The sequence below is a fragment of the Bradyrhizobium lablabi genome, assembly GCF_018131005.1.
In the GTDB taxonomy this organism is placed as follows: Bacteria; Pseudomonadota; Alphaproteobacteria; order Rhizobiales; family Xanthobacteraceae; genus Bradyrhizobium; species Bradyrhizobium lablabi_D.
Genome location: NZ_JAFCJK010000020.1, coordinates 1 through 25,651 on the forward strand (window position 1 = coordinate 1; position 25,651 = coordinate 25,651).

Annotated in this window: 30 protein-coding genes; 17 read left to right on the forward strand and 13 right to left on the reverse strand. The window is 63.5% G+C overall.

The window, feature by feature from the left end; translation table 11 throughout:
• Nucleotides 1–161 precede the first annotated feature (161 nt).
• The gene (locus tag JQ553_RS32880) at nt 162–1,364 is read right to left on the reverse strand and encodes a DUF1501 domain-containing protein (RefSeq protein ID WP_409363110.1); all 1,203 of its coding nucleotides are present in this window, start codon (nt 1,362–1,364) and stop codon (nt 162–164) included.
• Between the two features lie 23 nt (nt 1,365–1,387).
• Nucleotides 1,388–2,953: a DUF1800 domain-containing protein gene (locus JQ553_RS32885; RefSeq protein WP_212504238.1), complete on the reverse strand. Its 1,566-nt coding sequence runs from the start codon at nt 2,951–2,953 to the stop codon at nt 1,388–1,390.
• A gap of 324 nt (nt 2,954–3,277) precedes the next feature.
• Here JQ553_RS32885 and JQ553_RS32890 point away from each other — a divergent pair, with 324 nt between their 5' ends.
• On the forward strand, nt 3,278–3,967 hold the full coding sequence (locus tag JQ553_RS32890; protein ID WP_312015224.1) for an HAD family phosphatase: 690 nt from the start codon (nt 3,278–3,280) through the stop codon (nt 3,965–3,967).
• A 104-nt stretch (nt 3,968–4,071) separates the two neighbouring features.
• Here the strand turns inward: JQ553_RS32890 and JQ553_RS32895 are convergent, their stop codons facing one another.
• On the reverse strand, nt 4,072–4,779 hold the full coding sequence (locus JQ553_RS32895; RefSeq protein ID WP_212504240.1) for a glutathione binding-like protein: 708 nt from the start codon (nt 4,777–4,779) through the stop codon (nt 4,072–4,074).
• A 202-nt stretch (nt 4,780–4,981) separates the two neighbouring features.
• Here JQ553_RS32895 and JQ553_RS32900 point away from each other — a divergent pair, with 202 nt between their 5' ends.
• Together JQ553_RS32900 and JQ553_RS32905 are read left to right on the forward strand one after the other, a co-directional pair.
• Nucleotides 4,982–6,097 carry an MBL fold metallo-hydrolase gene (locus tag JQ553_RS32900; RefSeq protein WP_212504241.1) on the forward strand — a complete coding sequence of 372 codons (1,116 nt, stop codon included), beginning with the start codon at nt 4,982–4,984 and terminating at the stop codon, nt 6,095–6,097.
• Complete coding sequence (locus tag JQ553_RS32905; protein WP_212504242.1) at nt 6,094–6,720, forward strand: SCO family protein; 627 nt, start codon at nt 6,094–6,096, stop codon at nt 6,718–6,720. Before JQ553_RS32900 ends, JQ553_RS32905 begins: the two co-directional genes overlap by 4 nt.
• Before the next feature lie 27 nt (nt 6,721–6,747).
• On the opposite strand, the gene JQ553_RS32910 is transcribed toward JQ553_RS32905, so the two are convergent.
• Together JQ553_RS32910 and JQ553_RS32915 are read right to left on the reverse strand one after the other, a co-directional pair.
• A complete protein-coding gene (locus JQ553_RS32910) occupies nt 6,748–6,981 on the reverse strand; it encodes a hypothetical protein (RefSeq protein WP_212504243.1) in 234 nt (77 codons plus the stop codon).
• Nucleotides 6,982–6,999: 18 nt separating this feature from the next.
• The gene (locus JQ553_RS32915) at nt 7,000–7,761 is read right to left on the reverse strand and encodes a sulfite exporter TauE/SafE family protein (protein WP_212504244.1); all 762 of its coding nucleotides are present in this window, start codon (nt 7,759–7,761) and stop codon (nt 7,000–7,002) included.
• A gap of 210 nt (nt 7,762–7,971) precedes the next feature.
• Here JQ553_RS32915 and JQ553_RS32920 point away from each other — a divergent pair, with 210 nt between their 5' ends.
• The 6 genes from JQ553_RS32920 to JQ553_RS32945 all read left to right on the forward strand — a co-directional run bounded on the left by JQ553_RS32920 (nt 7,972) and on the right by JQ553_RS32945 (nt 15,077).
• Nucleotides 7,972–8,877, forward strand: a complete 906-nt coding sequence (locus JQ553_RS32920) for a LysR substrate-binding domain-containing protein (RefSeq protein ID WP_212504245.1) — start codon at nt 7,972–7,974, stop codon at nt 8,875–8,877.
• Nucleotides 8,867–10,090: an NAD(P)-binding domain-containing protein gene (locus JQ553_RS32925; protein ID WP_212504246.1), complete on the forward strand. Its 1,224-nt coding sequence runs from the start codon at nt 8,867–8,869 to the stop codon at nt 10,088–10,090. Before JQ553_RS32920 ends, JQ553_RS32925 begins: the two co-directional genes overlap by 11 nt.
• A gap of 180 nt (nt 10,091–10,270) precedes the next feature.
• Entirely contained in the window at nt 10,271–10,507 is a 237-nt protein-coding gene (locus JQ553_RS32930) for a hypothetical protein (RefSeq protein WP_212504247.1), read from the forward strand.
• Nucleotides 10,508–10,518: 11 nt separating this feature from the next.
• Nucleotides 10,519–10,710 carry a hypothetical protein gene (locus JQ553_RS32935; protein ID WP_212504248.1) on the forward strand — a complete coding sequence of 64 codons (192 nt, stop codon included), beginning with the start codon at nt 10,519–10,521 and terminating at the stop codon, nt 10,708–10,710.
• A 151-nt stretch (nt 10,711–10,861) separates the two neighbouring features.
• Complete coding sequence (gene uvrB, locus JQ553_RS32940) at nt 10,862–13,768, forward strand: excinuclease ABC subunit UvrB (RefSeq protein WP_212504249.1); 2,907 nt, start codon at nt 10,862–10,864, stop codon at nt 13,766–13,768.
• A gap of 130 nt (nt 13,769–13,898) precedes the next feature.
• On the forward strand, nt 13,899–15,077 hold the full coding sequence (locus JQ553_RS32945) for an AIPR family protein (RefSeq protein ID WP_212504250.1): 1,179 nt from the start codon (nt 13,899–13,901) through the stop codon (nt 15,075–15,077).
• 73 nt (nt 15,078–15,150) lie between these two features.
• On the opposite strand, the gene JQ553_RS32950 is transcribed toward JQ553_RS32945, so the two are convergent.
• On the reverse strand, nt 15,151–15,786 hold the full coding sequence (locus JQ553_RS32950) for an MT-A70 family methyltransferase (protein ID WP_212504251.1): 636 nt from the start codon (nt 15,784–15,786) through the stop codon (nt 15,151–15,153).
• 130 nt (nt 15,787–15,916) lie between these two features.
• On the opposite strand from JQ553_RS32950, the gene JQ553_RS32955 reads away from it, so the two are divergent.
• Nucleotides 15,917–16,702, forward strand: a complete 786-nt coding sequence (locus JQ553_RS32955; RefSeq protein ID WP_212504252.1) for a BglII/BstYI family type II restriction endonuclease — start codon at nt 15,917–15,919, stop codon at nt 16,700–16,702.
• 206 nt (nt 16,703–16,908) lie between these two features.
• On the opposite strand, the gene JQ553_RS32960 is transcribed toward JQ553_RS32955, so the two are convergent.
• The 4 genes from JQ553_RS32960 to JQ553_RS32975 form a co-directional block, all read right to left on the reverse strand.
• On the reverse strand, nt 16,909–17,634 hold the full coding sequence (locus JQ553_RS32960) for a hypothetical protein (protein ID WP_212504253.1): 726 nt from the start codon (nt 17,632–17,634) through the stop codon (nt 16,909–16,911).
• 931 nt (nt 17,635–18,565) lie between these two features.
• On the reverse strand, nt 18,566–18,757 hold the full coding sequence (locus JQ553_RS32965; protein ID WP_212504254.1) for a hypothetical protein: 192 nt from the start codon (nt 18,755–18,757) through the stop codon (nt 18,566–18,568).
• Nucleotides 18,758–18,906: 149 nt separating this feature from the next.
• A complete protein-coding gene (locus tag JQ553_RS32970) occupies nt 18,907–19,143 on the reverse strand; it encodes a hypothetical protein (protein WP_409363112.1) in 237 nt (78 codons plus the stop codon).
• A gap of 78 nt (nt 19,144–19,221) precedes the next feature.
• The gene (locus tag JQ553_RS32975; RefSeq protein WP_212504256.1) at nt 19,222–20,346 is read right to left on the reverse strand and encodes an alpha/beta fold hydrolase; all 1,125 of its coding nucleotides are present in this window, start codon (nt 20,344–20,346) and stop codon (nt 19,222–19,224) included.
• Between the two features lie 411 nt (nt 20,347–20,757).
• Between JQ553_RS32975 and JQ553_RS32980 the strand changes: the two genes are divergently transcribed.
• From JQ553_RS32980 to JQ553_RS32995, 4 genes are all read left to right on the forward strand, one after another.
• Entirely contained in the window at nt 20,758–21,192 is a 435-nt protein-coding gene (locus JQ553_RS32980) for a nuclear transport factor 2 family protein (RefSeq protein WP_212504257.1), read from the forward strand.
• Nucleotides 21,193–21,411: 219 nt separating this feature from the next.
• The gene (locus JQ553_RS32985; RefSeq protein WP_212504258.1) at nt 21,412–22,320 is read left to right on the forward strand and encodes a hypothetical protein; all 909 of its coding nucleotides are present in this window, start codon (nt 21,412–21,414) and stop codon (nt 22,318–22,320) included.
• A 165-nt stretch (nt 22,321–22,485) separates the two neighbouring features.
• Nucleotides 22,486–22,902 (forward strand): hypothetical protein, encoded by a 417-nt coding sequence (locus tag JQ553_RS32990; protein WP_212504259.1) that lies wholly within the window; start codon nt 22,486–22,488, stop codon nt 22,900–22,902.
• A 231-nt stretch (nt 22,903–23,133) separates the two neighbouring features.
• Complete coding sequence (locus JQ553_RS32995) at nt 23,134–23,271, forward strand: hypothetical protein (RefSeq protein ID WP_212504260.1); 138 nt, start codon at nt 23,134–23,136, stop codon at nt 23,269–23,271.
• Between the two features lie 43 nt (nt 23,272–23,314).
• Here JQ553_RS32995 and JQ553_RS33000 read toward each other — a convergent pair whose 3' ends face one another.
• The 3 genes from JQ553_RS33000 to JQ553_RS33010 all read right to left on the reverse strand — a co-directional run bounded on the left by JQ553_RS33000 (nt 23,315) and on the right by JQ553_RS33010 (nt 24,562).
• Nucleotides 23,315–23,458, reverse strand: coding sequence for a hypothetical protein (locus JQ553_RS33000; RefSeq protein ID WP_212504261.1), 144 nt, complete (start codon nt 23,456–23,458; stop codon nt 23,315–23,317).
• Between the two features lie 154 nt (nt 23,459–23,612).
• Nucleotides 23,613–24,095, reverse strand: coding sequence for a MaoC family dehydratase (locus tag JQ553_RS33005; RefSeq protein ID WP_212504262.1), 483 nt, complete (start codon nt 24,093–24,095; stop codon nt 23,613–23,615).
• Between the two features lie 14 nt (nt 24,096–24,109).
• Complete coding sequence (locus tag JQ553_RS33010; protein WP_212504263.1) at nt 24,110–24,562, reverse strand: MaoC family dehydratase; 453 nt, start codon at nt 24,560–24,562, stop codon at nt 24,110–24,112.
• A gap of 168 nt (nt 24,563–24,730) precedes the next feature.
• Between JQ553_RS33010 and JQ553_RS33015 the strand changes: the two genes are divergently transcribed.
• From JQ553_RS33015 to JQ553_RS33025, 3 genes are all read left to right on the forward strand, one after another.
• Nucleotides 24,731–25,024: a DUF4282 domain-containing protein gene (locus JQ553_RS33015; RefSeq protein WP_212504264.1), complete on the forward strand. Its 294-nt coding sequence runs from the start codon at nt 24,731–24,733 to the stop codon at nt 25,022–25,024.
• 119 nt (nt 25,025–25,143) lie between these two features.
• Nucleotides 25,144–25,293, forward strand: a complete 150-nt coding sequence (locus tag JQ553_RS33020; RefSeq protein ID WP_212504265.1) for a hypothetical protein — start codon at nt 25,144–25,146, stop codon at nt 25,291–25,293.
• Between the two features lie 133 nt (nt 25,294–25,426).
• Nucleotides 25,427–25,579, forward strand: coding sequence for a hypothetical protein (locus JQ553_RS33025; RefSeq protein WP_212504285.1), 153 nt, complete (start codon nt 25,427–25,429; stop codon nt 25,577–25,579).
• Nucleotides 25,580–25,651: the final 72 nt, after the last annotated feature.

Below are 25,651 nucleotides of genomic sequence, written 5' to 3' on the forward strand. Positions count from 1 at the left end.
TCCGACCTCTCCCCGCAAAAGAGCGGGGAGAGGTTGGAAAAGCAACACTTGTCTCGGCGAAACAGCAAGCGACACTCTCCCCGTCCTTCACGGGGAGAGGGTTGGGGTGAGGGGCTCTATCCACGAGCCGTGCATTCAGTAGGACCTCCAGCGGCGAGAGGTCACGCGACCAATCCTTTCATTGGCTTCACCGGCCCACTGTCCGGAAACACCGTTTCCGCCAAGACGCGCTCGGCCAGTCCGAACTGGTCGCGCAGCACGCCCTTCATCACGGCGCGCAGGTCCGTGGTCGGGGCGAGGTCGCGGCCCTGGTAGAGATTGGCGGGCTTGAGGCCCGGCCAATCCGACAGCACACGGCCGCCCTTTACGGCTCCGCCGGCGAGTAGAGCGATGGTGCCGGTGCCATGATCGGTGCCTTCGGTGCCGTTGATGCGCGCGGTGCGGCCGAATTCGGTGGCGACGACGATCGCGGTGTCGCGCCAGCGATCGCCGAGACTGCTCTCGAACTCCGCGAGCGCCCCGTCGAGGCCACTGAGCAATTGCGCGAGGCGGCCGACCGGCCCGCCTTCATTGGCATGGGTGTCCCAGCCGTCGAAGGCGAGCGCGCCGATGCGCGGGCCGTCGTCGGCTGCCATCAGTTTTGCCGCACCGCGCGCCACCAGCCGCATCGCGGCCGCGCCGCCGGTGCCGGGCTTCGGCTTCATGTCGTCAGTCAGCGCGGCCTTGTCGAGCTGCAGGCCTTGCGTCAGCGCACTCGCAAGCGCGGGATCGCGATGCTGATAGAGATCGATGAGGCGCATCGCGGTGTCGTCGGCGGCCTGCGGCAGCGCTACCGGCGCCCAGCCGACAGTCGGCGCGGCCCCGCGCAACACCAGCGGTGTGGTCGGGCCGACCGCGAGCGCGTTCATGACACGCTCACCCTTCGGCAGCACCTCGAGCGCGCGGTTGAGCCAGCCGGACTGCACGCGACCGGGACCGGCCAAGCCGCTTTCCAGCACGTCCTGGCCATCGAAATGCGAACGGTCGCGATAGGAGGTCGCAACCGCATGGATCACCGCCGCCTGCTTGGCGCGATACATCCGCGCGAAGGCGGGCATCGCCGGATGCAGGCCGAAGAACGGGTCGAGCATCACGGCCGCATTCGGCCCGTCAGTCCTTAGCGCGATCGAACCGTGGAGCGCGGCATAGTCGGGATCGCCGATCGGCGCGACGGTTGCGAGCCCATCGAGCGCGCCGCGCAGGATCACGACGACGAGCCGGGGATCGCGGGCGTCACCGGCGCGCGCGAATTTCGGCAGGTAAGCCCACGCCGCAAAGCAAGCGCCGCCAAGCAGCAACGCGCGCCGTGATGTCGCCTGCGCCATCAAGCTCTCACAGCACTCCATCGTCACCTCCTCTGGAATTCCGGCGACATCAACAAGAGCGCCAGAGCCTGCTGGCGGGATTCCGCGCGTTCGATCGTGCGCCGCGTTTCCGTCGACGCCGCATCCGCCGCGACGAGTTCGAGCAGGTCGCGCGGATCGAGCCGGTCGGCGAGCATGGAAGCAATCTGCGCCGAGATATCGAGCCGCAGTTTGATGCCTTCGGGCGAGGCCCAGGCCGCGTTGGTATCGGGAAATCCGTTCGGCCCGGCCGGCGACCACAAGGGCTGGCCGAGCACATTGAGGCCATTGAGATAGCGGCCCGGCTCCTCCGGATTGCGCGCCAGCAGACGGCCCGTTGCAACGAGAAATTCGTAAGGCGAGCGCATTTTTGCAAGTGGCGCCCGCCACGCGTCGTCGGAATCCACCAGCGCATTGGCGAGCGCCTTGAGGTCGCCGTCGCTCTTCGTGAAGACGTCCGTGAGCTTCGCCACCAGCGCGGGCGGCGGATCGTCGGCGACAAAGTGGCGGGCGAACTTGGCGGCGATGAACTTTGCCGTCGAGGGATGCCGCGCGATGTCGGCGAGAACAGCCTCGCCCTGCGCCACGCCATTGGGCTCGTAGACCTTGCCAAGCACTTTCTGCGCGCCGGGCTGGTGCGCATTGGCATTGAACACGAAGGTGCCGGGCGTGCCGAGCTGGCCTTGCCGGCCGGCATAGGTCCAGCCTGTAATGACGCGAGCGAGCGACGTCACGTCGTCCTGGGTGTAGCCCCCGCCGACGCCGAGCGTATGCAGTTCCATGATCTCGCGCGCCAGGTTTTCGTTCAGGCCGCGATTGCGGTTGATGCCGGCGCGGGACTCCGGACCCAGCGACTGCTGGTTGTCGAGGAAGAACAGCATCGCGGGATGCTGCTCGACCGCCTGCAACATGTCGGCGAAGCGGCCGAGTACGTGCGGACGGATCGCTTCCCGTTCGAACGAGCCGGCCCACATCCGCGCCAGCGCGCCCTTGTTGGCCGAAATGCAGAAATGGTTGGACCAGAACACCACGAGCCGTTCGAGAAAGCCGCAATCGGCGACCACGCCGCGCTGCAGCCGCGCCAGCGCCTCGGCACGAAAGGTCTTCTGGATGATGTTGAGCGGCTGCGGTTGCGGCTTTGGCGGATTGACCGATGGCGGCGTCGCCCCGGGCGACGTCATCGCCGAGCCGGCGTTATCGGCCGCCTGCATCGCCGGATCCTTCGCCGTGATCTCCTTGGCGATCGTGGAGAGCGACAGGTTGCTGCGACGTGGCTGCCGCGCGTCCGGGGATGGCTGGGCTGGCGTCTCGGTCGCGGCAGGCTGCGCCGCTTTCGCGGCCTCGCGTGCCTGTCGGATCTCGTCCTGATAGTCGAACACCTGCCTGCCCAGCGCCGCCGTCGAGAGCAGGCCCGGCACCTCGAGCAGCGCGCCGTTCGGACGCGCCAGTTCCGACCTGACGAAACCGCGCGGATCGGAGGCTGCATTGATGAAGTCGCCGGACGCGCCGCCGCGGGCGCCAAATCCGAACCGATTGAGGGCAACCAGCGCGGCTTGTGAATCGCGGGCCATCCGAAAGTCCCTCGAGAATTTCCCTTGGCGCCGTATCCCGGCTATATCCCATCATCATAACGCGTTTCCCGATGAACCCGAGATTAATTCAGGACTAATTCCCGGTCAGAATGCGCCGCTTGTCATGACAGATCGCCCGGAAAGCCCATCCTCGCGCCGCCTCGCATGCGCAAATTGCGGCACGGAATTCGGCTGCACGCCCTCGGGACCGTGCTGGTGCTTCGACGAAAACTTTCGCGTGCCGATGCCGACCGATGGCGGCGAATGTCTGTGCCCGACCTGTCTGGGCAGGCTCGCGCAACAGCACGCAAAGGCGCGTGTCACGTGAGCGCGCGATGGGCTGTCCACGCCGTCCTGCTCGACATGGACGGCACGCTGATCGACACTGAGAAGGTCTATTTTGACAGCCTCGTTGCGGCGCTGAACGCCCACGGTTACACCGACGACGTCGTTTCGCTTTGCAATTCCATGGTCGGCCTTCCCGGACCTGCCTGCGAGGCCCTGCTGCTCGATCGCTACGGCGCGGCGTTTCCGCTCGCCGCAATCAACCAGGTGTTCCTCGACAATCGCGACGCCATGATTCGCGCGGGCCTTCCGCTCAAGACTGGTGCACTGGAATTGCTCGACGGCCTTGCCGCCGCCGATTGCCCGATGGCGATCGTGACCTCTTCATCGCGCCGCTCGGCCGAACGCAACCTGACGCTTGCCGGAATCCGTGGCCGCTTCGACACGCTGCTGACGCTCGACGACGTCACGCACGGCAAGCCGGACCCGGAGCTTTATCTGAAGGCTGCATCATCCTTAGGGGTGACCGCGCGGACTTGCGTCGCCGTGGAAGATTCCAACCACGGCGTCGCCGCGGCCCACGCCGCCGGCACGATCACGCTGATGGTGCCGGATCTGTCGCCACCGACGGAGGAGACCCGCGCGAAATGCGCGGCGGTGCTGCCGGACTTGAGTGCAGTACTGGCGCTGCTGCGCGAGCGCGGCGCGCTGATGCGCAAATCTCGGTAACCGTCGTTGCGAGCGACAGCGAAGCAATCCATATGTCCGCGTGTGCGGCCGTGGACTGCTTCGTCGCTTCGCGTCTCGCAATGACGATGGAAGAACCGCTTACCCTATCGCACCACGGCCGCCGTCTGGCCGAACAACAGCTTGCGCTCTTCCTCGGTGCGGATCGCGGGCTGGCCGAAATTCGGGTTGACCTCCTTTGCCTTGGCATAGGCACGCTCGGTTGCCGGCCGCTTTCCGATCGTTTCCAGCCAGCGCTTCAGATGCGGGAAGTCGTCGATGTTCTGGCCCTGGTTCTTGTAGGGCACGACCCAGGGATAGCTCGCCATGTCGGCGATCGAATAGTCGCCCGCGATGAATTCGCGATCGGCGAGGCGCTTGTTCAGCACGCCATAGAGGCGGTTGGTCTCGTTGACGTAGCGGTCGATCGCGTAAGGCAGCTTTTCCACTGCGTAGTTCCGGAAGTGATGGTTCTGCCCGGCCATCGGCCCGAGCCCGCCCATCTGCCAGAACGTCCACTGGATCGCATCGTAGCGACCGTAGAGATCATCAGGCAGGAACTTGCCAGTCTTCTCGGCGAGATAGAGCAGGATCGCGCCCGACTCGAAAATCTGTAACGGCTTGCCGCCGCCCTTCGGTGCATGATCCGATATCGCCGGAATGCGATTGTTCGGCGCGATCTGCAAGAACTCCGGCTTGAACTGTTCGCCCTTGCCGATGTTGACCGGAAAAATCCGGTACTCCAGCCCGGCCTCTTCCAGGAACATCGTGATTTTGTGACCGTTCGGGGTGGTCCAGTAATGGAGGTCGATCATGGGTACGATCCTGGGCTGCGGGGAAAGATGCGATTGCATGGATTTGGGAGCAAAGCCCCGGGCGAGTCAATGGCGGGCGTATTGCACTGCGCGCGAATGTGATCTGCGGGCCACGCAATCGCCACATTGAGCCGCAGCCCGATTGCTCCTAGGCTGCTCATCACGGACTTACCAAGACATTTTCAACGCGGGGAGATTTCAAATGACCAGAGACCTGGCTCGGCGTGATTTCCTGAAAGGTTCGGCGGCGCTCGCGGGCGCCGCTGCGGCAGGCGCGTTTTCCTGTGTCGAGATTGCGAGCGCCGCGCCCATCGAGGTGCCTACCGTCGACAAGCTCTCGATCCGCGTCCTCGTCGATTCCAGCTTCGACCTGTTCTTCAAGCCGAAGCAGGCGGGCGGCGTCTCGATCGCGCCGCCGCCGCGCAGCGCCGATTACCAGAAGTCGCTGCACAATGAATGGGGCCTCTCGCTATGGCTGGAGTCGCAGGGCGGCGGCGCTCAGCGCGCCATGATGCTGGACTATGGCTATACGCCCGAGGTCTTGCTCAACAACATGGCGCTGGTCGGCGTCGATCCGTCGAAGCTCGACGCGCTGATCGTGAGCCATGGGCATTACGATCATTTCGGCGGCCTCAACGGCTTCCTCGACAAGTTTCGCGACAAGCTGCCGGCCGATCTCAAGCTCTATGCCGGCGGCGAGGACAATTTCTGCCATCGCCTCAGCGCGACGCCGACCAAGGGCCAGTTCGCCGATTTCGGCACGCTCGACCGCCGCGACCTCGCCGCGCGCAAGGTGACGACGGTGCTGTGCGAGACGCCGACCGTGATCGCCGGCCACGCCTTCACCACCGGCAAGATCGCGCGCCGCGGCATGGAGCGCGTGCTGCCGCAGACCTGGGTCGAGTTCAGCATGAAGGACGGGCTCGGCTGCAACGCGAGCCACTATCTGCCGGCCGAGATGGAGGGCAAGATCGTGCCCGACGAGCATATCCACGAGCATGCGACCTGTTTCAACGTGAAGGATTTCGGTCTCGTCGTGATCTCGTCCTGCGGCCATGTCGGCATCGTCAATTCGGTGAAGCAGGCGCAGGAGGTCTCGGGCATCCAGAAGGTGCACGCGATCGTCGGCGGCTTCCATCTCGGCCCGGCGCCGAAGGACTACCTCACCGAGGTGGTCGCCGAGATCAAGAAGCTCGATCCCGACGTGGTGGTCCCGATGCATTGCAGCGGGCTCAATTTCGTGCAGGAGGCGGCCGCGCAGATGGGCGACAAGGTGCTCGTCACGACCACCGGCAGCCGCCTCTCCTTCGGCATATGATCGCCCGCGCGATCGCGATCGCGCTCGCCGGCCTGTGGCTGGCGCTGGCGTCTGCGCATGGGGGCGAGGCACCGGCGCAGTCGGGCCGCTCGGCCGCCGAGATCATGGACATCCTGATGTGGAATCGGGAGCCTATCGGCGGACCCTTCGCACTTACCGACCAGGCCGGGCGGGTCCGCGCCGACGGCGACTTTCGCGGCAAGCTGATGCTGGTCTATTTCGGCTTCACCTATTGCCCCGACATCTGCCCGACCGACCTGCAGGCGATCGCGCTTGCGCTCGACAAGCTCGGCGGCGACGCCGACCGCGTGCAGCCGATCTTCATCACCGTCGATCCCGAACGCGACACCGCAGCACATCTCGCCGACTATGTGGCGCTGTTCCACCCGCGTCTGATCGGCCTGACCGGCAGCGCGGAGGCGATCCGAAAGGTGGCCGACGCCTACAAGGTCTACTACGCGCGCGTGCCGCTCAAGGACGGGAGCGACTACACGGTGGATCACACCGCCTACATCTATCTGATGGATCGCGATGGCAGTTATCTCGGCTTCTTCCCGCCCGGCACTTCGGCCGACCGCATGGTCGAGATCATCAAGCCGCGGCTGGCGCAGCCGGGGCGGTAGTTGCGCCCCCGCTCCTGCCCCCGCGCATCAATGCATGCGGCCATGCGCTCGCAAAAACGTCCTGCCGTCTTCGGTTACGGTCACCCGCAGGCCCTCGACCGAGGGACGGCGCACGACATAGCCACGGTCGACGGCGTCCTCCCATATCGTCAGGCGCGGGCACGAGGTGCGCCAGGTCTCGATCACCTCGGCATAGGGCCGCGGCTCGCGCGCGATCCATTCGACGAGATCGAGCACCAATGCGTCGGTCGTTTCCGTCATACGATCTCCCTTCATGCGTTAATGCGCGAGCGCGCTGTTGCGCGCGAACATCAGCCAGCCGCCATAGAGGATGTAATAGCTCGCGACCGTCGTGATCAGCCGGTTGGCCCAGGTGCGGAACTGCTGGTCGCTCATCGCTTCCAGAATCCTCCGCGCCAGCGAGGTGCCGAGCATCGAGGCCGCGACTGCGACCGCCGCCAGCACCGGGTCGAGCGAAGCCGCCTGGTCGATGATGCCGCCGAAATAGATCAGCTTGGTGAAATGGCTCGCGACCTGGCAGGTCGCCTTGGTCGCCACCGTCTCGCGCCGGCCGAAATTGCCGCCGAGGAAGAAGGTGTCCATCAGGGGGCCCGCGACGCCGGTCATCAGCATCAATCCCATGCAGACCGTGCCGTAGAACGCGCCCTGCCAGACGCTGTCCGGGTTCGGCTTGATGCCCTTCGGCACCAGCCGCGCCATGAACGGCGTGACGCCGAGCAGGAGCAGCGCGATCGGCTTGTCCGGCACATAGCGGGTGACCGACCACAGCGCGAGCGCCAGCGCGCAGCCGATCAGGTAGACTGCGACCGGCCGCCAGCGGATATGCGCCCGCCACAGGAAGGCACGCCAGCCATTGGAAGCCATCTGCGTGATCGCGTGCAGTACCATCGCCGACGGCAGCGGCAGGATCGCCAGCAGCACGCCGATCAGAATCAGCCCGCCGGCCATGCCGAACAGTCCGGACAGGAATGCCGTCGCGACCATCAACACGCCAAGCGCTGCGATCAGGAACGGCGACATCGAGGATCTCCTGCCTAAGCCGGACTGCGGTCGAAAACGCGCACGGTGACTTCTCCCTCGCCCGCTCTTCGCGAGGAGAGGGTCGGGGCGAGATAAAGAATATCGGAACGGATTGAATCGCAACCCGGCACACTCCGTTTCTGTCTTGCTTGGACGGTGCGCGCAAACTGAGTTATCTTGCCCTTGCATCAGCTTTCCTGAGGGTTGACCGTGCGGCGGCTGCTCTTTCTCAACGGCATCAAGGCATTCGAGGCTGCGGCGCGGACCGGCAGCTTTGCCGCCGCGGGGCAAGAGCTCAACGTCTCGGCCGCGGCGATCAGCCGGATGGTCCATCTGCTGGAAGAGCGGCTCGGCGTCGTGCTGTTCGAGCGCAAGGCCAACCGCCTCGTCACCACCGCGGCCGGCCGCGCCTATCAGAACGGACTGACGCCGATCTTCGACGCGCTGGCGAGCCTGACCGCGCAGGTCACGGCGCCGGCAAGCGTGCGCGTGCTGACCATCGGCGTCGGCCCGACCTTTGCGATGAAATGGCTGATCCCGCGGCTGGCCGACTTCCGGAAGGAGGAGCCCGACATCGAGGTGCGGATCACGACCGGCGGCGCCGCGGCGCCGTTCGGCGACGACTGGACCTGCGGGGTCAAGCTCGGCGGCGGCGAATGGCCGGGCTTCGTCGCCGAACCGCTGTTCGCCGCCGACCTGCTGCCGGTGTGCACGGCGCGGCTCGCCGGCACCTTCAAGCGCCCCGCCGACCTGCGGGGGCCGAGCCTGATCCGCGTCGCGCATTCGCCCGACGACTGGCCGTCATGGCTGAAGGCCGCGGGCGTCACGCGGGTCAGCGCGCGCGGTCAGGAATTCCAGTTCTACGGCCAGGCCCTGCAGGCAGCCATCGACGGGCTCGGCGTCGCCATGGGCATCCGGCCCTATATCGACGACGACCTCGCCGCCGGCCGGCTGGTGGCGCCGTTTGCGCTGAGCGTGCCGAAGGGCATGCACTGGTACCTGGTCTATCGCGGCTTCCACGCCGGGCAGCGCGACTTTGCCGCGTTCCGCCGCTGGATCATCCGCGCCGCGGCCGAGCCGGCCGCGCGGCGCAAGGGAGCGCGCCGTGCCGGATGAAGCGGTCGATACGCTGGTGATCGGCGGCGGCCAGGCCGGGCTCACCATGAGCCATCGGCTGAAGCAGCGCGGCATCGACCATCTCGTGCTGGAGCGGCACCGTATCGCCGAGCGCTGGCGCAGCGAACGCTGGGACGGATTGATGTTCCAGTTTCCGAACTGGTCGGTTCGGCTGCCCGACTTTGCCTTTCCGCACGATGATCCCGACGGCTTCTCGAACACGGCTGCGATCATCAGGTTCATCGAGCGCTATGCCGGGTTCGTCGCGCCGCCGATCCGCTGCGGCGTCGAGGTCACGAGCCTGCGCAGCGATGGCGGCGGCGGCTTCATCGCCGAGACCCGCGATGGCCGCATCGCGGCCAAGAACGTCGTGGTCGCGACCGGCCCCTATCAGCGGCCGCTGCGGCCCGACGTGCTGCGCGACCATGCCAATCTCTTTCAGGTCCACGCCAGCGGTTACAGGAATCCCGCGCAACTGCCCGATGGCGCGGTACTGGTGATCGGCGCCGGTGCCTCCGGCGCCCAGATCACCGAGGAGCTGCTGCGCGCCAGGCGCCGCGTCTTTCTCTCGGTCGGACGCCACAGCCGGCTGCCGCGCCGCTATCGCGGACGCGACCTGATCTGGTGGCTGGCCGAGATGGGCATCGACCGGACCCCGGTCGAGCAGCGCGGCCCGGCGCGCCTGCTGCCGGTGATCTCGGGCGCCTATGGCGGCCACACCATCGACTTTCGCCGCTATGCCGCCGAAGGCGTGACGCTGCTCGGCCGCGTGCAGTCTGCCGGCGACGGCGTGATCGCAATCGCACCCGATCTTGTCGACAGCATCGCCCAGGGCGACGCCTATTGCGCAACCTTCCTCGCCATGGTGGACGACTTCGTCAGGGCGCGCGGCCTCGATTATCCGGAGGAGCCGGCGGCGCGCACGCAACGGCCCGATCCGCCCTGCCTTGCCGAGCCGCTGCGCCGGCTTGACCTGCGCGCCGAGGGCATCGGCGCGGTGATCTGGGCCACCGGCTACGGGTTCGATTTCGGCTGGATCGAGCTTCCGGTGCTGGATGTGAGCGGGACACCCCGGCACCGCCATGGCATCTCCGACATTCCGGGCCTTTATTTCCTCGGCCTGCAATGGCTGTCGCGGATGAAATCCTCGTTTCTCTCGGGGGTTGGCGATGACGCCGCCGTCCTGGCCGACCATATTGCGGCCCGCCGCTGACCCCGGTCGCGGCTCCCGCTGACCCCGGTCGCGGCCCCCGCTGACCCGGTCGCGGCCCCGCCGCTGCCCCCCGGCTCGGCTGCTGCTCAAATTAACCGTGAGATGTGACCTCGTTCACACCTGATCCCGGGAGGGCGTGTTTCCTTCACGCCAACAAAAGCGGAAATCGCGGAGTCTCGGATGATCTACGGCTGTTTTGAAATCGAGTCGATTGAGGTAGGGACAGGGCAATGGCACGCCAGGATTCAACGTACCGATCAAAAGCCGGTCGTCATCGATGGCATCGCTTTTCCAATGCTCGACATCGGCTTTGCGTGGTCCGATCGGGATGCGGCGATCGCCGACGCGAAGACGGTCATCGACCAGTTCCAGCAGCGCTATGGCATGATGCTGCCATCGGTGAAACGTTCGGCCTGATCGGCAGCGCGATGGTCTTCTCCATTCCGCAATGCGAGCTCAACACGCCATGGCCGGCGCAGGTGAAAACGAGCTGCCCCGAATGCGCAGCCGAACTCGCGGTGCTGCGCGTCATTCCCGGTCGCGCCGCCGAATATTGGACCATGCGTTGTGTCGGCTGCGGCGGGATCCATCTCGACGTCGTCGACACGCCGCTGACGTAACGCGCTCCATCGTCGATACGTTGTCGTTGCGCGGCGGGTTCCCGCCTCGCCGCATGTCATGACCACTGACATCTGCTGCCAGCGGAATGGGCCGGACTCCACACGTCCTTTGCCCTTTTCTCGCTGCCGGACTCGTCCCATATTCGGGTGCATGGCGAAGAAATCAGACGCTCCGAAAAAGCCCGGCAAATCCCCAAAATCCAAAGCACACCGGCCCGAGGTTCTCCCCATCGGGCCGGCGCTTGCCGAGCTCCTGAACCCCGCAATCAACCGCGGCGACGCCGGCATGGGGTCCGGCACGGGATTGCAGCCGCCGCCGGACAATTCCTGGGATCGTCGTGCCGGCGGCGAGGCTGCCGCGCATCGCGCACGCGCCTCGACGCGCGGAGCCAGCAATGACGTCGCAAAGCGCGACGCTGCCGGCCTCGAGGAAACCCCGCAGGCCAATTACGGCACCTCGGCGACGATTCCCATGCTCGACCCCGAGATCGCACGCCAGCTCGGCCTGCCGACCGCCGAGGACGACGACGAGGCGCTCGCCCGCCCGCCGCGCAGCAAGATGGAAGCGCTCGGCGTCAAGGCGACCGCCGACGCGCTGGAAAACCTGATCCGCGACGGCCGTCCGGAATTCCGCAAGGACGACGGCTCGATGCGGGTGTGGACGCCGCACCGGCCGCCGCGCCCGGAGAAGTCCGAAGGCGGCGTGCGCTTCGAGATCAAGTCCGACTATCAGCCGAAGGGCGACCAGCCGACCGCGATCGCCGAGCTGGTCGAAGGCATCCAGCGTAACGACCGCACGCAAGTTCTGCTCGGCGTCACCGGAAGCGGCAAGACCTATACGATGGCAAAGGTGATCGAGGCGACCCAGCGCCCGGCGCTGATCCTCGCGCCGAACAAGACGCTGGCCGCGCAGCTCTATGGCGAGTTCAAGAACTTCTTCCCCGACAACGCGGTCGAGTATTTCGTCTCCTACTACGACTACTACCAGCCGGAAGCCTACGTCCCGCGCACCGACACCTACATCGAGAAGGACTCCTCGATCAACGAGCAGATCGATCGCATGCGCCATTCGGCGACGCGCGCGCTGCTCGAGCGCGACGACGTCATCATCGTCGCCTCCGTCTCCTGCATCTACGGTATCGGCTCGGTCGAGACCTACACCGCGATGACCTTCGCGCTGAAGAAGGGCGAGCGCATCGACCAGCGGCAATTGATCGCCGACCTCGTCGCGCTGCAGTACAAGCGCACGCAGGCCGAGTTCAGCCGCGGCACGTTTCGCGTGCGCGGCGACGTCATCGACATTTTCCCCGCGCACTATGAGGACCGCGCCTGGCGCGTGAACCTGTTCGGCGACACGGTCGAAAATATCGAGGAGTTCGATCCGCTCACCGGCCACAAGCAGGACGAGCTCGAATTCATCAAGATCTACGCCAATTCGCACTATGTGACGCCGCGCCCGACGCTGGTGCAGGCGATCAAGTCGATCAAGAGCGAGCTGAAGCTGCGCCTCGACCAGCTCAACGACCAGGGCCGCCTGCTCGAAGCGCAGCGGCTGGAGCAGCGCACCACCTTCGATCTCGAGATGATGGAGGCGACCGGAAGCTGCGCCGGCATCGAGAATTATTCGCGCTATCTCACCGGGCGCCGCCCCGGCGAGCCGCCGCCGACGCTGTTCGAATACGTGCCCGACAACGCGCTGGTGTTCGCCGACGAAAGCCACGTCACCGTGCCGCAGATCGGCGGCATGTTCCGCGGCGACTTCCGCCGCAAGGCGACGCTCGCGGAATATGGCTTCCGCCTGCCCTCCTGCATGGACAACCGCCCGCTCCGCTTCGAGGAATGGGACATGATGCGGCCGCAGACGGTGGCGGTGTCGGCGACGCCGAGCGGCTGGGAGCTGAACGAGAGCGGCGGCGTGTTCGTCGAGCAGGTGATCCGCCCGACCGGGCTGATCGACCCGCCGGTCGACATCCGGCCCGCCCGCACGCAGGTGGACGATCTCGTCGGCGAAGTGCGCGCGACGGCTATGGCCGGCTATCGCTCGCTGATCACGGTTCTCACAAAGCGCATGGCCGAGGACCTCACCGAATACCTCCATGAGCAGGGCATCCGCGTCCGCTACATGCACAGCGATATCGACACCATCGAGCGCATCGAGATCATCCGCGATCTCCGCCTCGGCGCGTTCGACGCGCTGGTCGGCATCAACCTGCTGCGCGAGGGCCTCGACATTCCCGAATGCGCGCTGGTCGCGATCCTCGACGCCGACAAGGAAGGCTTCCTGCGCAGCGAGACCTCGCTGATCCAGACCATCGGCCGCGCCGCGCGCAATGTCGACGGCAAGGTGATCCTCTACGCCGACCAGATGACCGGCTCGATGGAGCGCGCGATGGCCGAGACCACGCGCCGCCGCGAGAAGCAGGTCGAGTACAACGAGGCCAACGGCATCACGCCGGAGAGCGTGAAGAAATCGATCGGCGACATCCTCAACTCCGTCTATGAGCGCGATCATGTGCTGGTCGAGATCGGCGACGGCGGCATGGCCGATGATGTCATCTCTATCGGCCACAATTTCGAGGCTGTGCTGAACGACCTCGAAACCCGCATGCGCGAAGCCGCCGCCGATCTGAACTTCGAGGAAGCCGCAAGACTGCGCGACGAGGTCAAGCGCCTGCGCGCCACCGAAATGGCCGTGGTCGACGACCCCACCGCCAAGCAGCGCAGCGTGCAGGGCAAGGCCGGCGCCTATGCCGGAGTGAAGAAATACGGCGACGCCGCGAATCTGCCGGTCAGCGCGATGAAGAAGAAAACCGTGTCCACAGCCTTGAAGGCCAGCGGCAAGTCCGGCTCGAAAGTCCACAAGCCGCATCTCGACGAGATGCACGGCCCGGAATCCCTGCCCTACCGCCCCGGCGGCGCCCTGCCGGCCAAGCCGTTCGGCGGAAGCAGCCGGATCATCCAGCCGACCGACTCGCGGCAGTCGGGGCCGGAGTTCGGCCCGGCGCCGCGGTCGAGCGGCGGTGCGCCGGGGAAACGGGGCGGGTGGAAGAAGCGGTGATGTCGCCTCACAATCCAAAAGAGGCCCTTGACTTTCGGTTGTGGTTTGCCCATTTTGCTCGTGGTTCGTCCATCGGCTCCGGCAGACGCCGGGCGCTGTTAACGGGACGGCCGCAGACATGGAGACTAACATGACCGCTACCAGCTCGGCTGGCATCGTTCAGCTCGCTTTCGAGTCCGTCCGTAACCTCACGTCGCCCGACGAGAAAAAGAACGGCACTCGGACTTACTTCGCCAACATCCCCGCCCCGGAAATCTTGAAACTCGACACTGTCGAGAACCTTCGTCAGTACATTCCTGAGCTCCGGCCAGGAAAGCGCAACAAGGTTCATGAAGCCATCGGCGAAACGATTCGCGACAATCCCGATGAGTTTATTGTGTTGAACAGCGGCTTTACGATTTGCGCTAGCGAGTGCATCGTAAATGAAGATAAGAAAGAAATTCGCCTGCGAAATAGCAGCCTAATCAACGGAGCGCAGTCGCAAGGCGAAATTGGTCGGTACTTCAGAGAGTGTGAAGAAAGAGGCGAATCGGCCAAAGACTTCTATGTGCGCGCCGAAATCATCGTTGCGGAAGAGCCCGACTTCGTGACCGAGGTTGCCATTGCTCGTAATACTGCCACGAAGGTGTCGGAGTTGGCACAAGCAGGCAAACGGGCAAAATTTGACGACCTCGAAACAAGCTTTGTCAGAGTGTTTCCAGATGCAAAGCTTCGTAAGTCGGATACGGACCCGATTGATACAATTGATACCGAGAGAGTTATTCAGCTTTGCGCCGCGATGATGCCGCCTGAATTGGTCGGCGAAGACAAGTTCGTTTCGAGCAAGCTCAAAGCCTACAAAAACAAGGCTCAGTGCCGGGTCGACTTCGAGAAATCACATGACGAATTAGACAAGGATGAAGACAAGCAGGATAAGAGACTAGTCGAGTTGTATAACTTTTATGTCGACATGGCTCCCCACGCTTGGCATGCCTATCAAGAGTATCGCACGCATTCTGCGTGGAGGGGAAAGCGCCTTCGCAAAGAAACTAAAGCAGTGAAACGAAAGTCCAACCACGAAATCACGATTGCCGATGGTCTAATTTTCCCAATCATTTCTGCGCTTGCATTGTTCGTCCACAAGCGAGACGGCCATTGGGAATTGACTAAACCGAGCGTGTTCAAGGACGAAGATCTGATCGACGCAGCCGTAGAGCAGTTTCGCGAAGGCTGCAACAGCGACCCCGTTGTGATGGGACGCTCGGCCGGTGCTTATCAGAGTTTGATGCTCGTTCCAAAGATGTCCTTGCGTTTCCAAGATACGCAATAAGAGTCAAACGAGCAGAGTTGGCGGAGCCAACTCTGCTCGTTTGCGGCTCTCCCGAAGATTCAAATTACCGACATCACTCCGCTGCAACCAATCCCGCCTGCGAATGGTTGGCGTACGTCTTCCACGTTGGTTTGTAATCGTCCGCTTGATCGCCCCACGTCGTCCACCCCTTCCGCGGACCGCGACCGAACAGTTCAACAAACGGCCCCGGCGAGCACGCTTCGATGATCTCATACTGCTCGTCCGGCTTGCGCGAGTGCTCACGCTTCCTCGTCGCGAGCAAGTTCACCTGCCGCCTGCCGGGCGCTAGCGTGCGCGCATTCTTTCCGCGGACCCCGAACAAGATCAGCTCGGTTACATTTCGAAAATAGAATCCCACGCCCCTTCCATCCGATCCGCCGTCCTTGCGAACCTTGTGCCAGACGATGTTGGACTTGTAATTGAAGCCCCACGCTTTCATTACAGCGAGCCCTTCAGGGAGCAACGCGTTGGGGCACCAGAGATATAGATGCGACGTGGGCGCCGCGATCTCGACGATCGGAAGCGCACTAATCTGGTCCAGTTTCATCGTGCCGTAGCGCGACAGGCGCTTGTGCTCGGGGGCGACCTTCCCCGTCTTGTTAGTGAATTGCCACGGCGGATCAGCCAGAATCGTCGAAAACCGACGACCATCCGCAAAGCGCAGCAAATCCTGACCGGCGGAAAGCATCGGCGACTCCAAAACGTTAGGCATGATGATCGATATACGCGGTATCCCTAACGCAGAATATCATGTTCACGTTACGTTCTCAAGATGGATAGTGGATAATTATTCGCGCGAGGGTTGGGGTGCGGTGTCAATGTTTGATCGCTTGAAGGAGCGCGGCTTCGAGATCGAGTTTCGTTCGCATGCTGAGGCAATTCTGGGTGTCGATTTCCCTGAGGTCGCCGAACAGCTTGAGGGCGTGCTGCTGTCGTCGACGATTCCCATTGAGGAGATCATCGGCTCCGGCGGAGGCGAGACCAAAGGCACCCAGCGGCTCCGGAACGCCTTGGCGACCCACGACTGGCGCAAACACAACTTCATTGTACAGCGGATCATCGATGGCGTCGAGCGCGAGGCTCAGTCGCATGAGATTGACCACGTGAAGACGTTCGATGCCGGCACTATCGCGCTTGAGATCGAGTGGAACAACAAGGACCCGTTCTTTGACCGCGACCTTGAGAACTTCAAGCGGCTCCATGCCGACGGCGGCATTTCGCTCGGCATCATTGTGACACGCGGCGCTAGCCTGCAGGCCTCAATTACGAGCCTCGTTCGACGCTTTGCCGATGAAAGAAACATAAACTCTCACGATGATATGGAGCGTATCGGGCTCAATCCAACCCGCCGTCAGATCAGAGACGTCGTGAGGCGCGTCACGCGCAATAGGAACCCAATTCCGTTTCGAGACGCATGGACCGACCAATTTGTTTCTGACAAATTCGGCACAGCGACAACACACTGGAGCAAGCTGCAGGAACGCGTTCAGCGGGGCGTCGGCAACCCCTGCCCGCTCGTTCTCATTGGACTGCCTTCGTCGATCGTAACCTTTGGCGAAGATCAAACCGAGGTTCAGAAACTTCTCGGTGATGACGAAGACTGATGGCGATGGTTTCCGGGTTTGCCGCACACACAGCGACCGGAATGACACGCAGACAGATCGCCCAGTGCTTGCTATCGCCATCGCTACAGCAAAGCGCCCGACAGGCAACTCAGTAGTTGTTTAGCTCCCAGTTGATCCGTCCAGCCTGCACGCGAGAAATATTTCGCTTCCGACGAAAGGCTTGGCCAACCACCACAACCGACGCCTCAATGCCCGCCTTGCTGGATGACACGGCCCACGCCAACGTTCTTGACCTTGTCCTTGGCGATCTTCTTGTATTCGTCGCTGACGCTTATTGCCGTAAAAACCTTGCTCAAAGTCTGCCAATATTTGACGGCATAATCAGGCGATTTGTAGTAGCGCGCTGCCGGCGTGTTGGCGCTGGCCGCCTCGTCGTGCAGCATGACCGCGACATCCCACGCCGCCTTTTCTATTGGATCCGTCATCCGGACCCGATCCAGGTGAACCCGCTCGGGGTGACCCGCGCTCGCGGCGAACATCTTGGCGATCACAAAGATGGATTGCGCGATATACGCGCCTGATTCATGCGTGATGTTTGTCATGTTCGGCACTTTAAGGACATTGAATCCAGCATGCGTGCATTCATGGACGATGGCTGCGATTCGATGCGATTGTTCGTTGATCGGCGTGCTCCGATCTCCCAGGTCGGGGAATCTCAAAACAAGGACGTCGAACACGGTGGTATTGCCGAGCTTCAATTCCCGGAAATATTTGCCGGCTTCATTCGCCTTGAGGACGTCTGGCTGGACGATCACCATGATGTTGCCATTCGCGATTTCCTGCGAAACTTTCTGATACATCGTCGGCGAAACGCTGACGTCGCCCATTTGAAAGCTGATCTCACCAATTGCCGGGTCTTTCAGGACGCGCTGAACCAGGCTGGTGGCATTCTTGTCGTCCTGTGCCGTCATGCGACCATCTCCCGCAAATTCGCGAAGCGTCGTGAACAGTATCACCTTTCGGATCTCGCGCGATGTCCAGCATGAGTTCCGGAACGCGCACCGAAGCAGACAGTCCGCCGACCATCCTGAATTTCGCGCCGCCCGACATCATCCACCCAAGCGCCGCTTCGATCTCGATGCGCGCCGACTGGCCGCGCTGCCGGGTGGGCCTGACGGGCAACTCAGTTTTCGTTCAGTTCCCGGTTGATCTGTCCAGTCCGCGCGCGAGAAATATTCCGCTTCCATCGTCGGGCAAATCAATTGTTCAATCCCGCCCGTCTCACCCGATCGAGGGGCGCTTCGCGATCGTCACGAGTGTTGCGGTGAGATGCGGTGGACGCCGAGTGCGCGACAGACGAGTGCGCACGAGGCGGATGGCGAAGTCGTGTGGTCCTGACGCCCCAGTGGCTGGTGTTAAGTCCTTAAGAAGCTCGCGCTTCTCAGGGATGACGGTGGCAACAAAGCCCGGTCTCACCGAGGAGAGCGCGAAGTAAGCCGTAAACCATCGCGCAGGGAAAGCCGGGTTGTTCCCGGTTACACCTGTGGTCCTACCCCCGGTGCTTTTTGTTGCACCGGGCCCACGGGTGCGATCGGCACCCGGCTTTCCCTGCACCCTCCATTCGATGAGGGTGGAAGACGACGCAAGACTCGGACGCGATACGCGCCGCGAGAATGCGAGCATGCATCCGTCTGCTGTTTGATATGTTAAACCGGATCATCGGTGTGGGTCATTGCGAAGAGCTCGCGACAAGATTGCAAAGCAATTTTGCGCTGAGGCGACGGAGCGATCCACCGTTCCGCATACGTTGCGGCATGGATTGCTTCCGCCTTCGCCAAGGCTACGGCGGACACGTCGCTCGGCTCGCAATGACGGCCTCCGATATTTCGCGTGAGGCGACGCCTATCCCGACCTGCGGTTGCTGGTGTTCTGCGTCAGATTGCCGTGCGCGGCCTGTTCGCGGATGTTGTGCTTCTCGTCGTCGCGATGGCCCTTGGTGGTATCGAGCGGAACGGCGGGCGTGCTGCCGGAACCCTTGCGGCTCTGGTTCTCCTCGGGAACGGGCTTGATGGTCTTGCTCAGCGGTTTCGTCATTCATTGTCTCCGTTGCGCACCGGGGAAAACGCGGTGCGAACGGATGACGTTCCGGGAACGCGCGATCAACTCGCGTTCCGGGAACGCGCGATCAACTCGCGTTCCGGGAACGCGCGATCAACTCGCGCGCTGATGCTGGACGACGTTGGCTACAGCTTCTCCGGTTGCGCCTGGCGTCCCTGACCCTGCTGCTGACGCTCCTGTTCCCTGGCGCGATGGCGGCCGTAGAGGCAGCCGGCGGCAGCGCCGAGCATGCCGTGATGGCCGGCATAGTGGCCGGCCACGCCGCCGACAATGGCGCCCTTGATGCAGCCCTTGGCATCGGCGGGAGACGACGCGGCGAGCGCGGCGACGGCAATGGCCGAAGCAAGACAGGCTGATCTGATCATGGACAGGCTCCGAAGGGACGTCGCGACAACGGCGAGCCGGCCCTGCAGTTCCCCGTTACACGTCGCGCGATCGCTTCAACGCTGCGGCTTGCCGCCATTGGCCACGACGCTGTCGAGGAAGGCGGCGGTCTCGCGGTTGAGAAACTCGACATCGGCCGGGATCGCACCGCCCGCCGCGGCGTGGCCGGTCACGGTGCCCGGGCTGATCGTCTTCATCGTCACGCCCGATATGTTCCTGCCCATCTCGGTCGGCTCGAATTCGGGATTGAGCAGGTCCTTGGTGCCGGTCAGGATCAGCGTCTTCGCCTTGATCGAGGCGAGCGCTTTGGCGGTGTCGCCGTTGAAGCCCGGCGTGGTGCCGACATCGTGCCGCTCATAGGCCCAGGTCTGGTAGATCCAGTCATTGGCGTCGAACGCCTTCATCATCGCGGTCTCCTGCTGCTCCATCCAGGGCAGCACGTCCATGCCGTTCTTGAACTGCGCCTGGTACATGTCCGGCGTGCGCGCCGACAGCAGCGAGAGGATGTCGCGCCACAGCCGGATGCCCTTCTCCGGCGGCGCCTCGTAGTTGCCGTCCTTCCAGGCCGGATCGGTCATGATCGCCTTGCGCGAGGCTTCGAGCACGGCAACCGTCCAGGCCGGGGTCCTGGCGAGCGGCACCATCGCGACCAGCGCGTCCATGAAGTCCGGGTGGCTGACGCCCCATTGCAGCACCTGCATGCCGCCCATCGACGGGCCGACCACGGCGACGACATGGTCGATGCCGAGCTTTTCCTTCATCAGGCGATACTGCGATTCCACCATGTCGCGGATGGTGAATTTCGGAAACTGCATGCGCGGCTGCGCCTTCGAATTGCTCGGCGAGGTCGAAAGCCCGTTGGCGATCGCATCGGTGCAGACGATGAAATACTTGTCGGTGTCGAGCGCCTTGCCGGGCCCGATCATGAAGTCGAGCCGGTGATGATTGCCCGAGATCGCCGTCACCATCAGGATGGCGTTGGATTTCGCCGCGTTCAGCGTGCCGTGGGTGACGTAGGAGATCGAGAAGTCCTTGATCGCCTCGCCGCTCTCGAGCCCGAGGTCGCCTTCATTGTAGAGCTGGTGCGGCGGCTGCTGCGGCGTATGGGCAAGCGCCGGCGGCGGCAGAGCCGCACAGGCCAGCAGGAAACCGGCCACGGTGAGTTCGGCGATGCGTTTCATTGATCTCTCTCCCCATTGCGGCGGCTTCGACGACCGCCTTCCCGCGCAAAGGATACGGGCTGGCCGGGCGCCGGCAAGTCCGCGCGACGATAATTTGGCGAATGCGGCACGCGGAATAAACCGGAGCTTCCGCGGTTGCGGCGCCGCAGCCATCGCCGTTCTGTCATTCCTCTGTACACGCCAAGATTGCCGAATTGCCCGCGGCTGACAATCGGCGGCAAGCACTGTGAACCGCCTCACATTCAGGTGACGTCCACGCAATCGTGTAATGCGAAATTGTTATTTGCGTTTTTGCCATTCCGCACTATGTGACGGCGGAATAGTGAAAAGCAGCAACCTGGCACGGCGTCGACGCTGACGCCCTGAGCCCCATGCTGTTTTGGAAATCCCGTTTTTCAGGAACACCGCAAAATGACAGAGCATAGTCTCTGGCGTTTTTCGCGCGCATTCCATCGCGCGATCAATGAACGCCAGCTTGGTGATCTCGAGCCCCTCGTCGATGACGAGGTCGATTGGGCAATTTACGGACCGATCGAGATGTTTCCCTTCTTCGGCGCGCGCCGGGGCAAGGCGGCCGTGCTCGAGGTGATCAGACAGATCAGCGAAAACGTCCGGGTGCACCGCTTCGATCGCGAGTCGATCATGCTGGGCGTGGATTCGGCGTCCTCGATGATGCGCTACTCGCTGACGGCGCTGGACTCCAACAAACCGATCTCGGTGCGGATCGCGCATTTCGCCCAGTTCAAGGCCGGCAAGCTGACCAGCTTCCGCGTCCTGGTCGACAGCTTTGACCTGGTCGAGCAGACCGTGGGCTCTCCCATCCATCTGCCGCGCATGGCCGGATAACCCTTCGCTCCGCCCAATCCGGTTGCCCCTTCCCGGGGCAAAAGCGCGAAGCCTGTCTTCGCGCTGAGGTCCGGGGCATCCACGTTCGGTCCTCTCCAGCCCCAGGACGGACGTGGATGGCCGGGACGGCCGTCCCCTGCCGGCGCGGACCCTCGGGGCCCGCCTTAATTTTGCACCATGGGAACCGCATTCTGTGGCGCTGGAATTTGCGGGCTGGGAATGACCTCCACATCACGATTTGGCTGGGCCAGGCTGCCGGTGCTGGCGGCGGGCTTCACCCTGGCTATGGCGCTCGCAGCCGTCGCGCAAACTCCTCCCGCGCAGGACACCGATCAGTCGGCGGAGGCGGCCGCTCCCGCAGCCGACGCCGCTGACGCCGACCTCATGAACGATATCGACGAGAGCAAGCTCGACTGGAGCCAGCTCGACACCGACCCGACGGCCCTGCCGGCGCTGTCGCCGAAGGGATCGGGAAAGCCGGCAGGCGCGGCCGGCGGCAACGCGGCCTGGTCGTCCAACCGCAACGCCAACGGCACGTCGGCGGTGTCGGTGAAGGAGGCGATCTCGCCGTTTCTCGATACCCGCATCGGCGCCGACATAACGGTCGCGAAGCAGGGCACGCTTACTGCATCGGAGCAGTTGTCGGAGCGGCTCGCCAATGGCGGCAGCCTGCCGCAATCCTCCGGCAGCGCCTGGGCCGCGATCAGCGCGCCGGGGGTCGCCTCGATCTGGGACCAGACCTCGGTCGAGGCTCGCGTCGATCCCGGCACCGATCAGAGCAGGATCGGCACGTCGCTAAGTAAATCCGTGCCACTGTCAGACCAATATTCGCTCACGCTGCAGAACGCCTACAACGTCATACAGCAGGGCGTCGTGCCGGTGCCCGGCATTGTCGGCCATCCCTGGCGCAGCTACGAGACCGACCAGTCGGCCAGGCTCAGCGTTAACGACAGCGGCACCAGCATCGTCGCCGGACAGACGCTGTCGACCAGCGACGACAAATGGCTGCGCCGGATCGGCGCGGAGCAGAAGCTGTTCGACGGCGTCACCGTCTCGGGCTCGATCGGCGAAACCGCGCAGGGCGCCACGAGCAAGAGCATCAGCGCCGGCTTCAAAACGAGCTGGTAAGGCCCGGTAACGACCTCTTATCCTTCATTTCATGTTCCGCGAATGATCGAGCATTCGCCGCAACTTGGCCCAGATGCGGTCAAATTCGGCGGTCCTATTGGGCCCTTCGTCAATTCGTCGTGCGGGGGGAAATCCGCGCTCGTTACGCGAACCAGGGGAAAGCCGATGAACGCTACCAATCGCTCCGAAGAAATTGAGACTGAATCGGACGTCGACACCAACCTTGCCGCCGTCTCCGAAGTCGAGGCCGGTATCCGCGACTTCGTGCGCAACGACATCGCCTATCTGCGGCGGCCCGTGGTGAGCACGGAAACCGCTCCGCCGGAGCCGAGCGCCGACGCCACCGTCAACAACGTCAACTCGCTGATCCAGCGCGTCGCCGGCACCTCGCTGGCCGAGATCGAAAAGCTGATCTCGGAGCTCGAGAGCCTGCGCGACCTCCTGCATGCCGAGGGCCAGCGTGTCCAGCGCGAGATCTCCGGCTACGCCCAGCTCAGCCAGGCCGCGATGAAGTCGACGCGCATGATCGCCGACAACGTCACACAGTGGAAGCGTGCCGCCGACGGCCTGCGCAACAGCTAATGACGATCGGTCGCAGGACCAACATCCGCCGCGTCCCTCACGGGGCGCGGCGGCTCCATTTTGAGGCTTTTTCCGGCTGGAATGGCCGCCGCTGATGTGGCAAGAACTGAGTGTAAGCGATTCTTGCACAAACGATTCCCGTCGACATTGGAAGTAAGTTTTTGGAGCGCAGGCCGCAACGCAGTCGCGCGTCGTCACCCGGCGGCCGGAATTTTTTGGGGGGCTTCATTCATGCAAAGCGTTCGACCAGACAACAGCGATCCCATTCCGCTGCCCCAGCCCCAGCGCGGCGTCGGCACGATCATGATCCGGTTTGTCGGACTGTTGGCCGCTGCGACCGTCGTCATGGTGCTGATCTGGAATCGGTAGCGTCCGTATCGGCGATCAGCCGTTATGGTTATCAGGTCCTGAATCAGCGATCGATGCTCGCGGTGGTTTCGAGCGAATAGCTGCCGTCGGCAACACTCTTCACGATCAGGCCGGTGGCAAGCATCACCGTGACCGTCACGGCCGCGAAGATAATGCCGAGAATTTTCAGCGCACCGCGGTCTGCCATAGTCGTCCCCTGAAGTACCTGCCCAAATCCATATGGCACTGACAAGTTCAAAATGCGTTAGCAGGAAATCGGTTCCGTGCAATACACAAGCGCTTCGGCGCGCGGCTTATCGGCTCACCATGGCGTCCGCGCAACATGAGGCGCGGCTGCAACGTCAGGAACCGGGATGGCGCCGCGGCACGAAGGCGGTCGCAAGGAACGAGAACGCCACCTCGCCGCGCTGATTGATGCCGGTATTGCGGGCCTGCACGACGCCCCATTCGGGGCGCTTTTCCGAGGTGCGCCTGGTCTCGACCTGGCTGCTGAAGCTCAGCGTATCTTCGGCAAGCACGGGCTTGATCCAGCGCAACTCGCGAAAGCCCGGAGACGGCCCCCATACCGCGACCGTCTCCCCGCGCGCGGCGGCTTCCTCCGACTGACGTTTGCCGTCGGCGACCAGCAGCTTCATGCACACGGCGGCGACGTGCCAGCCCGACGCGGCAAGCCCGCCGAACAGCGAGTTGCGCCCCTCCTCTTCGTCGAGATGGAAGCGCTGCGGATCGAACTGCCTGGCGAACCGCTTGATGTCCTCGGCGGTGAAGGTGAACGAGCCGAACTCGCGCCGCGCGCCGATTTCGATGTCTTCAAAGAAGCGCATGCGGTCCTCCTCGATCACGATGCGTCGCGGCGACGCACGATGATCGGCGACTCCATATCACAAAGCACCTGCCCGCTTGCATTGCGGACCGCGGCCCTGAACGTGACGATGCCGGTCTCGGGGCGGCTGCGCGAGACGCGGGCCTCGGCCACATCGACGTCCAGCATCAGATCGTCGCCCGGGCGCAGCGGCGCGAGCCAGCGCATCTCATTGACGCCGGGCGAGCCGAGCGAGGCGGTGCGGCCGATGAAGCCGTCGAACAGCATCCGCATCATGATCGAGCCCAGATGCCAGCCCGAGCCGGACAGGCCCTTGAGCATCGTTTTGCGCGCCGCTTCCTCGTCGAGATGCATCGGCTGTGGGTCGAACTCGCGGGCAAAGGCGAGGATCTCCTCGCGCGTCACATGGCGGGGGCCGAACGTGCCGAAGCGGCCGGGCTTGAAGTCTTCAAAGGTCAGCGTGGTCATGGAGTGACGATATGCCGGAAACGAACCCGATTGTGACCGTTATTTGCGGCAATCACAACCAGCCCACTCGCATAGCTTGCACCTGACTTGCCCGGCGCCCTGTTCGGAGCTAGCCCTTGGTCCTCAGGCGTGACGCGAATCATGTCCGAATTGCCGGGAGAACCACCGATGTTCGATTTTAAGGATCTTTTTCAGTGGGACCGTTTCATCACGCCCACGATCATCAAGACGTTCTACTGGCTCGTGATCGGGGTCATCGTGCTGTTCGGAATCTCCGGCATCCTGTCCAGCCTGTCCGCGATGGCGATCAGCCCGTTCGTCGGATTTGTCCTGCTGCTCGCATCAATCGCCAGTGTCGTGGTCGGCATCGTGTTCTCGCGCATCGTGGCGGAGTTCGTCCTGATCGTATTTCGCATCAACGAGCACCTCGGCGCGATCCGCGACAAGGGCGGCATGCGCTGACGTGCCGGCGCTTGGTTAAGCGGCGGTGACCGCGGCGCTGCAAAGTCGAGCGGCCCGGAGAGCCGGAGTTTAGCGTTTTGGGCTTATCGCTGTCCCCCGGACAAAACCGGGGGAGACCAATGAACCAGCCAATCAATCACGATCCGCGCTATCCGATCTGCGAGCGCGCCCAGCGGATGCAGGACGTGCTGCTGGTGTCGTCGTTTGCGATCTGGGCGACGGTGATCGGCTTCGTGCCGATCATGACCTACCGCCTGCTTTTGGCCTGAGGCGACTTCCGCCCGGTCAGTGGTTAATCCGCGGTAGCACCTGTGGTCAAATGCGAGCGAAACTGCGACCGGGATCTTAACAGGCAAGCGCGTATCACCTCCGCGCTACGAACAAGAACTGTGCGGGGGCAACGTGAATTCCGAAGAACATTGCATTGCCGTAAGGCCGGAACTTGCTGCGAAGCCCGGCTTTACGACCGAGGATATTTTGTGGGCTATAGGCATCTGGTCGGTGATCCTGACCCTGACGCCGGTGATCGTTTTCTACATGCTGATGGTGGCGTAGCGCCACCTCTGCCATCGAAAGCAAGCCGACGAGCAATTCATGGCCGCACATGAATTGCTTCGTCGTTCTTGT

Coding starts and splice junctions, on each gene's coding strand:
- JQ553_RS32905 (WP_212504242.1), top strand. CDS start 6,094: ATGATCGCCCGCGCGATCGCGATCGCGCTCGCCGGCCTGTGGCTGGCG.
- JQ553_RS32960 (WP_212504253.1), bottom strand. CDS start 17,634: ATGACGGCACAGGACGACAAGAATGCCACCAGCCTGGTTCAGCGCGTC.
- JQ553_RS33015 (WP_212504264.1), top strand. CDS start 24,731: ATGTTCGATTTTAAGGATCTTTTTCAGTGGGACCGTTTCATCACGCCC.
- JQ553_RS33010 (WP_212504263.1), bottom strand. CDS start 24,562: ATGACCACGCTGACCTTTGAAGACTTCAAGCCCGGCCGCTTCGGCACG.
- JQ553_RS32975 (WP_212504256.1), bottom strand. CDS start 20,346: ATGAAACGCATCGCCGAACTCACCGTGGCCGGTTTCCTGCTGGCCTGT.
- JQ553_RS32900 (WP_212504241.1), top strand. CDS start 4,982: ATGACCAGAGACCTGGCTCGGCGTGATTTCCTGAAAGGTTCGGCGGCG.
- JQ553_RS33000 (WP_212504261.1), bottom strand. CDS start 23,458: ATGGCAGACCGCGGTGCGCTGAAAATTCTCGGCATTATCTTCGCGGCC.
- JQ553_RS32885 (WP_212504238.1), bottom strand. CDS start 2,953: ATGGCCCGCGATTCACAAGCCGCGCTGGTTGCCCTCAATCGGTTCGGA.
- JQ553_RS33005 (WP_212504262.1), bottom strand. CDS start 24,095: ATGCGCTTCTTTGAAGACATCGAAATCGGCGCGCGGCGCGAGTTCGGC.
- JQ553_RS33020 (WP_212504265.1), top strand. CDS start 25,144: ATGAACCAGCCAATCAATCACGATCCGCGCTATCCGATCTGCGAGCGC.
- JQ553_RS32880 (WP_409363110.1), bottom strand. CDS start 1,364: ATGGCGCAGGCGACATCACGGCGCGCGTTGCTGCTTGGCGGCGCTTGC.
- JQ553_RS32935 (WP_212504248.1), top strand. CDS start 10,519: ATGGTCTTCTCCATTCCGCAATGCGAGCTCAACACGCCATGGCCGGCG.
- JQ553_RS32985 (WP_212504258.1), top strand. CDS start 21,412: ATGACCTCCACATCACGATTTGGCTGGGCCAGGCTGCCGGTGCTGGCG.
- JQ553_RS32895 (WP_212504240.1), bottom strand. CDS start 4,779: ATGATCGACCTCCATTACTGGACCACCCCGAACGGTCACAAAATCACG.
- JQ553_RS32915 (WP_212504244.1), bottom strand. CDS start 7,761: ATGTCGCCGTTCCTGATCGCAGCGCTTGGCGTGTTGATGGTCGCGACG.
- JQ553_RS32965 (WP_212504254.1), bottom strand. CDS start 18,757: ATGACGAAACCGCTGAGCAAGACCATCAAGCCCGTTCCCGAGGAGAAC.
- JQ553_RS32980 (WP_212504257.1), top strand. CDS start 20,758: ATGACAGAGCATAGTCTCTGGCGTTTTTCGCGCGCATTCCATCGCGCG.
- uvrB (WP_212504249.1), top strand. CDS start 10,862: ATGGCGAAGAAATCAGACGCTCCGAAAAAGCCCGGCAAATCCCCAAAA.
- JQ553_RS32990 (WP_212504259.1), top strand. CDS start 22,486: ATGAACGCTACCAATCGCTCCGAAGAAATTGAGACTGAATCGGACGTC.
- JQ553_RS32945 (WP_212504250.1), top strand. CDS start 13,899: ATGACCGCTACCAGCTCGGCTGGCATCGTTCAGCTCGCTTTCGAGTCC.
- JQ553_RS32995 (WP_212504260.1), top strand. CDS start 23,134: ATGCAAAGCGTTCGACCAGACAACAGCGATCCCATTCCGCTGCCCCAG.
- JQ553_RS32950 (WP_212504251.1), bottom strand. CDS start 15,786: ATGCTTTCCGCCGGTCAGGATTTGCTGCGCTTTGCGGATGGTCGTCGG.
- JQ553_RS32910 (WP_212504243.1), bottom strand. CDS start 6,981: ATGACGGAAACGACCGACGCATTGGTGCTCGATCTCGTCGAATGGATC.
- JQ553_RS32930 (WP_212504247.1), top strand. CDS start 10,271: ATGATCTACGGCTGTTTTGAAATCGAGTCGATTGAGGTAGGGACAGGG.
- JQ553_RS32955 (WP_212504252.1), top strand. CDS start 15,917: ATGTTTGATCGCTTGAAGGAGCGCGGCTTCGAGATCGAGTTTCGTTCG.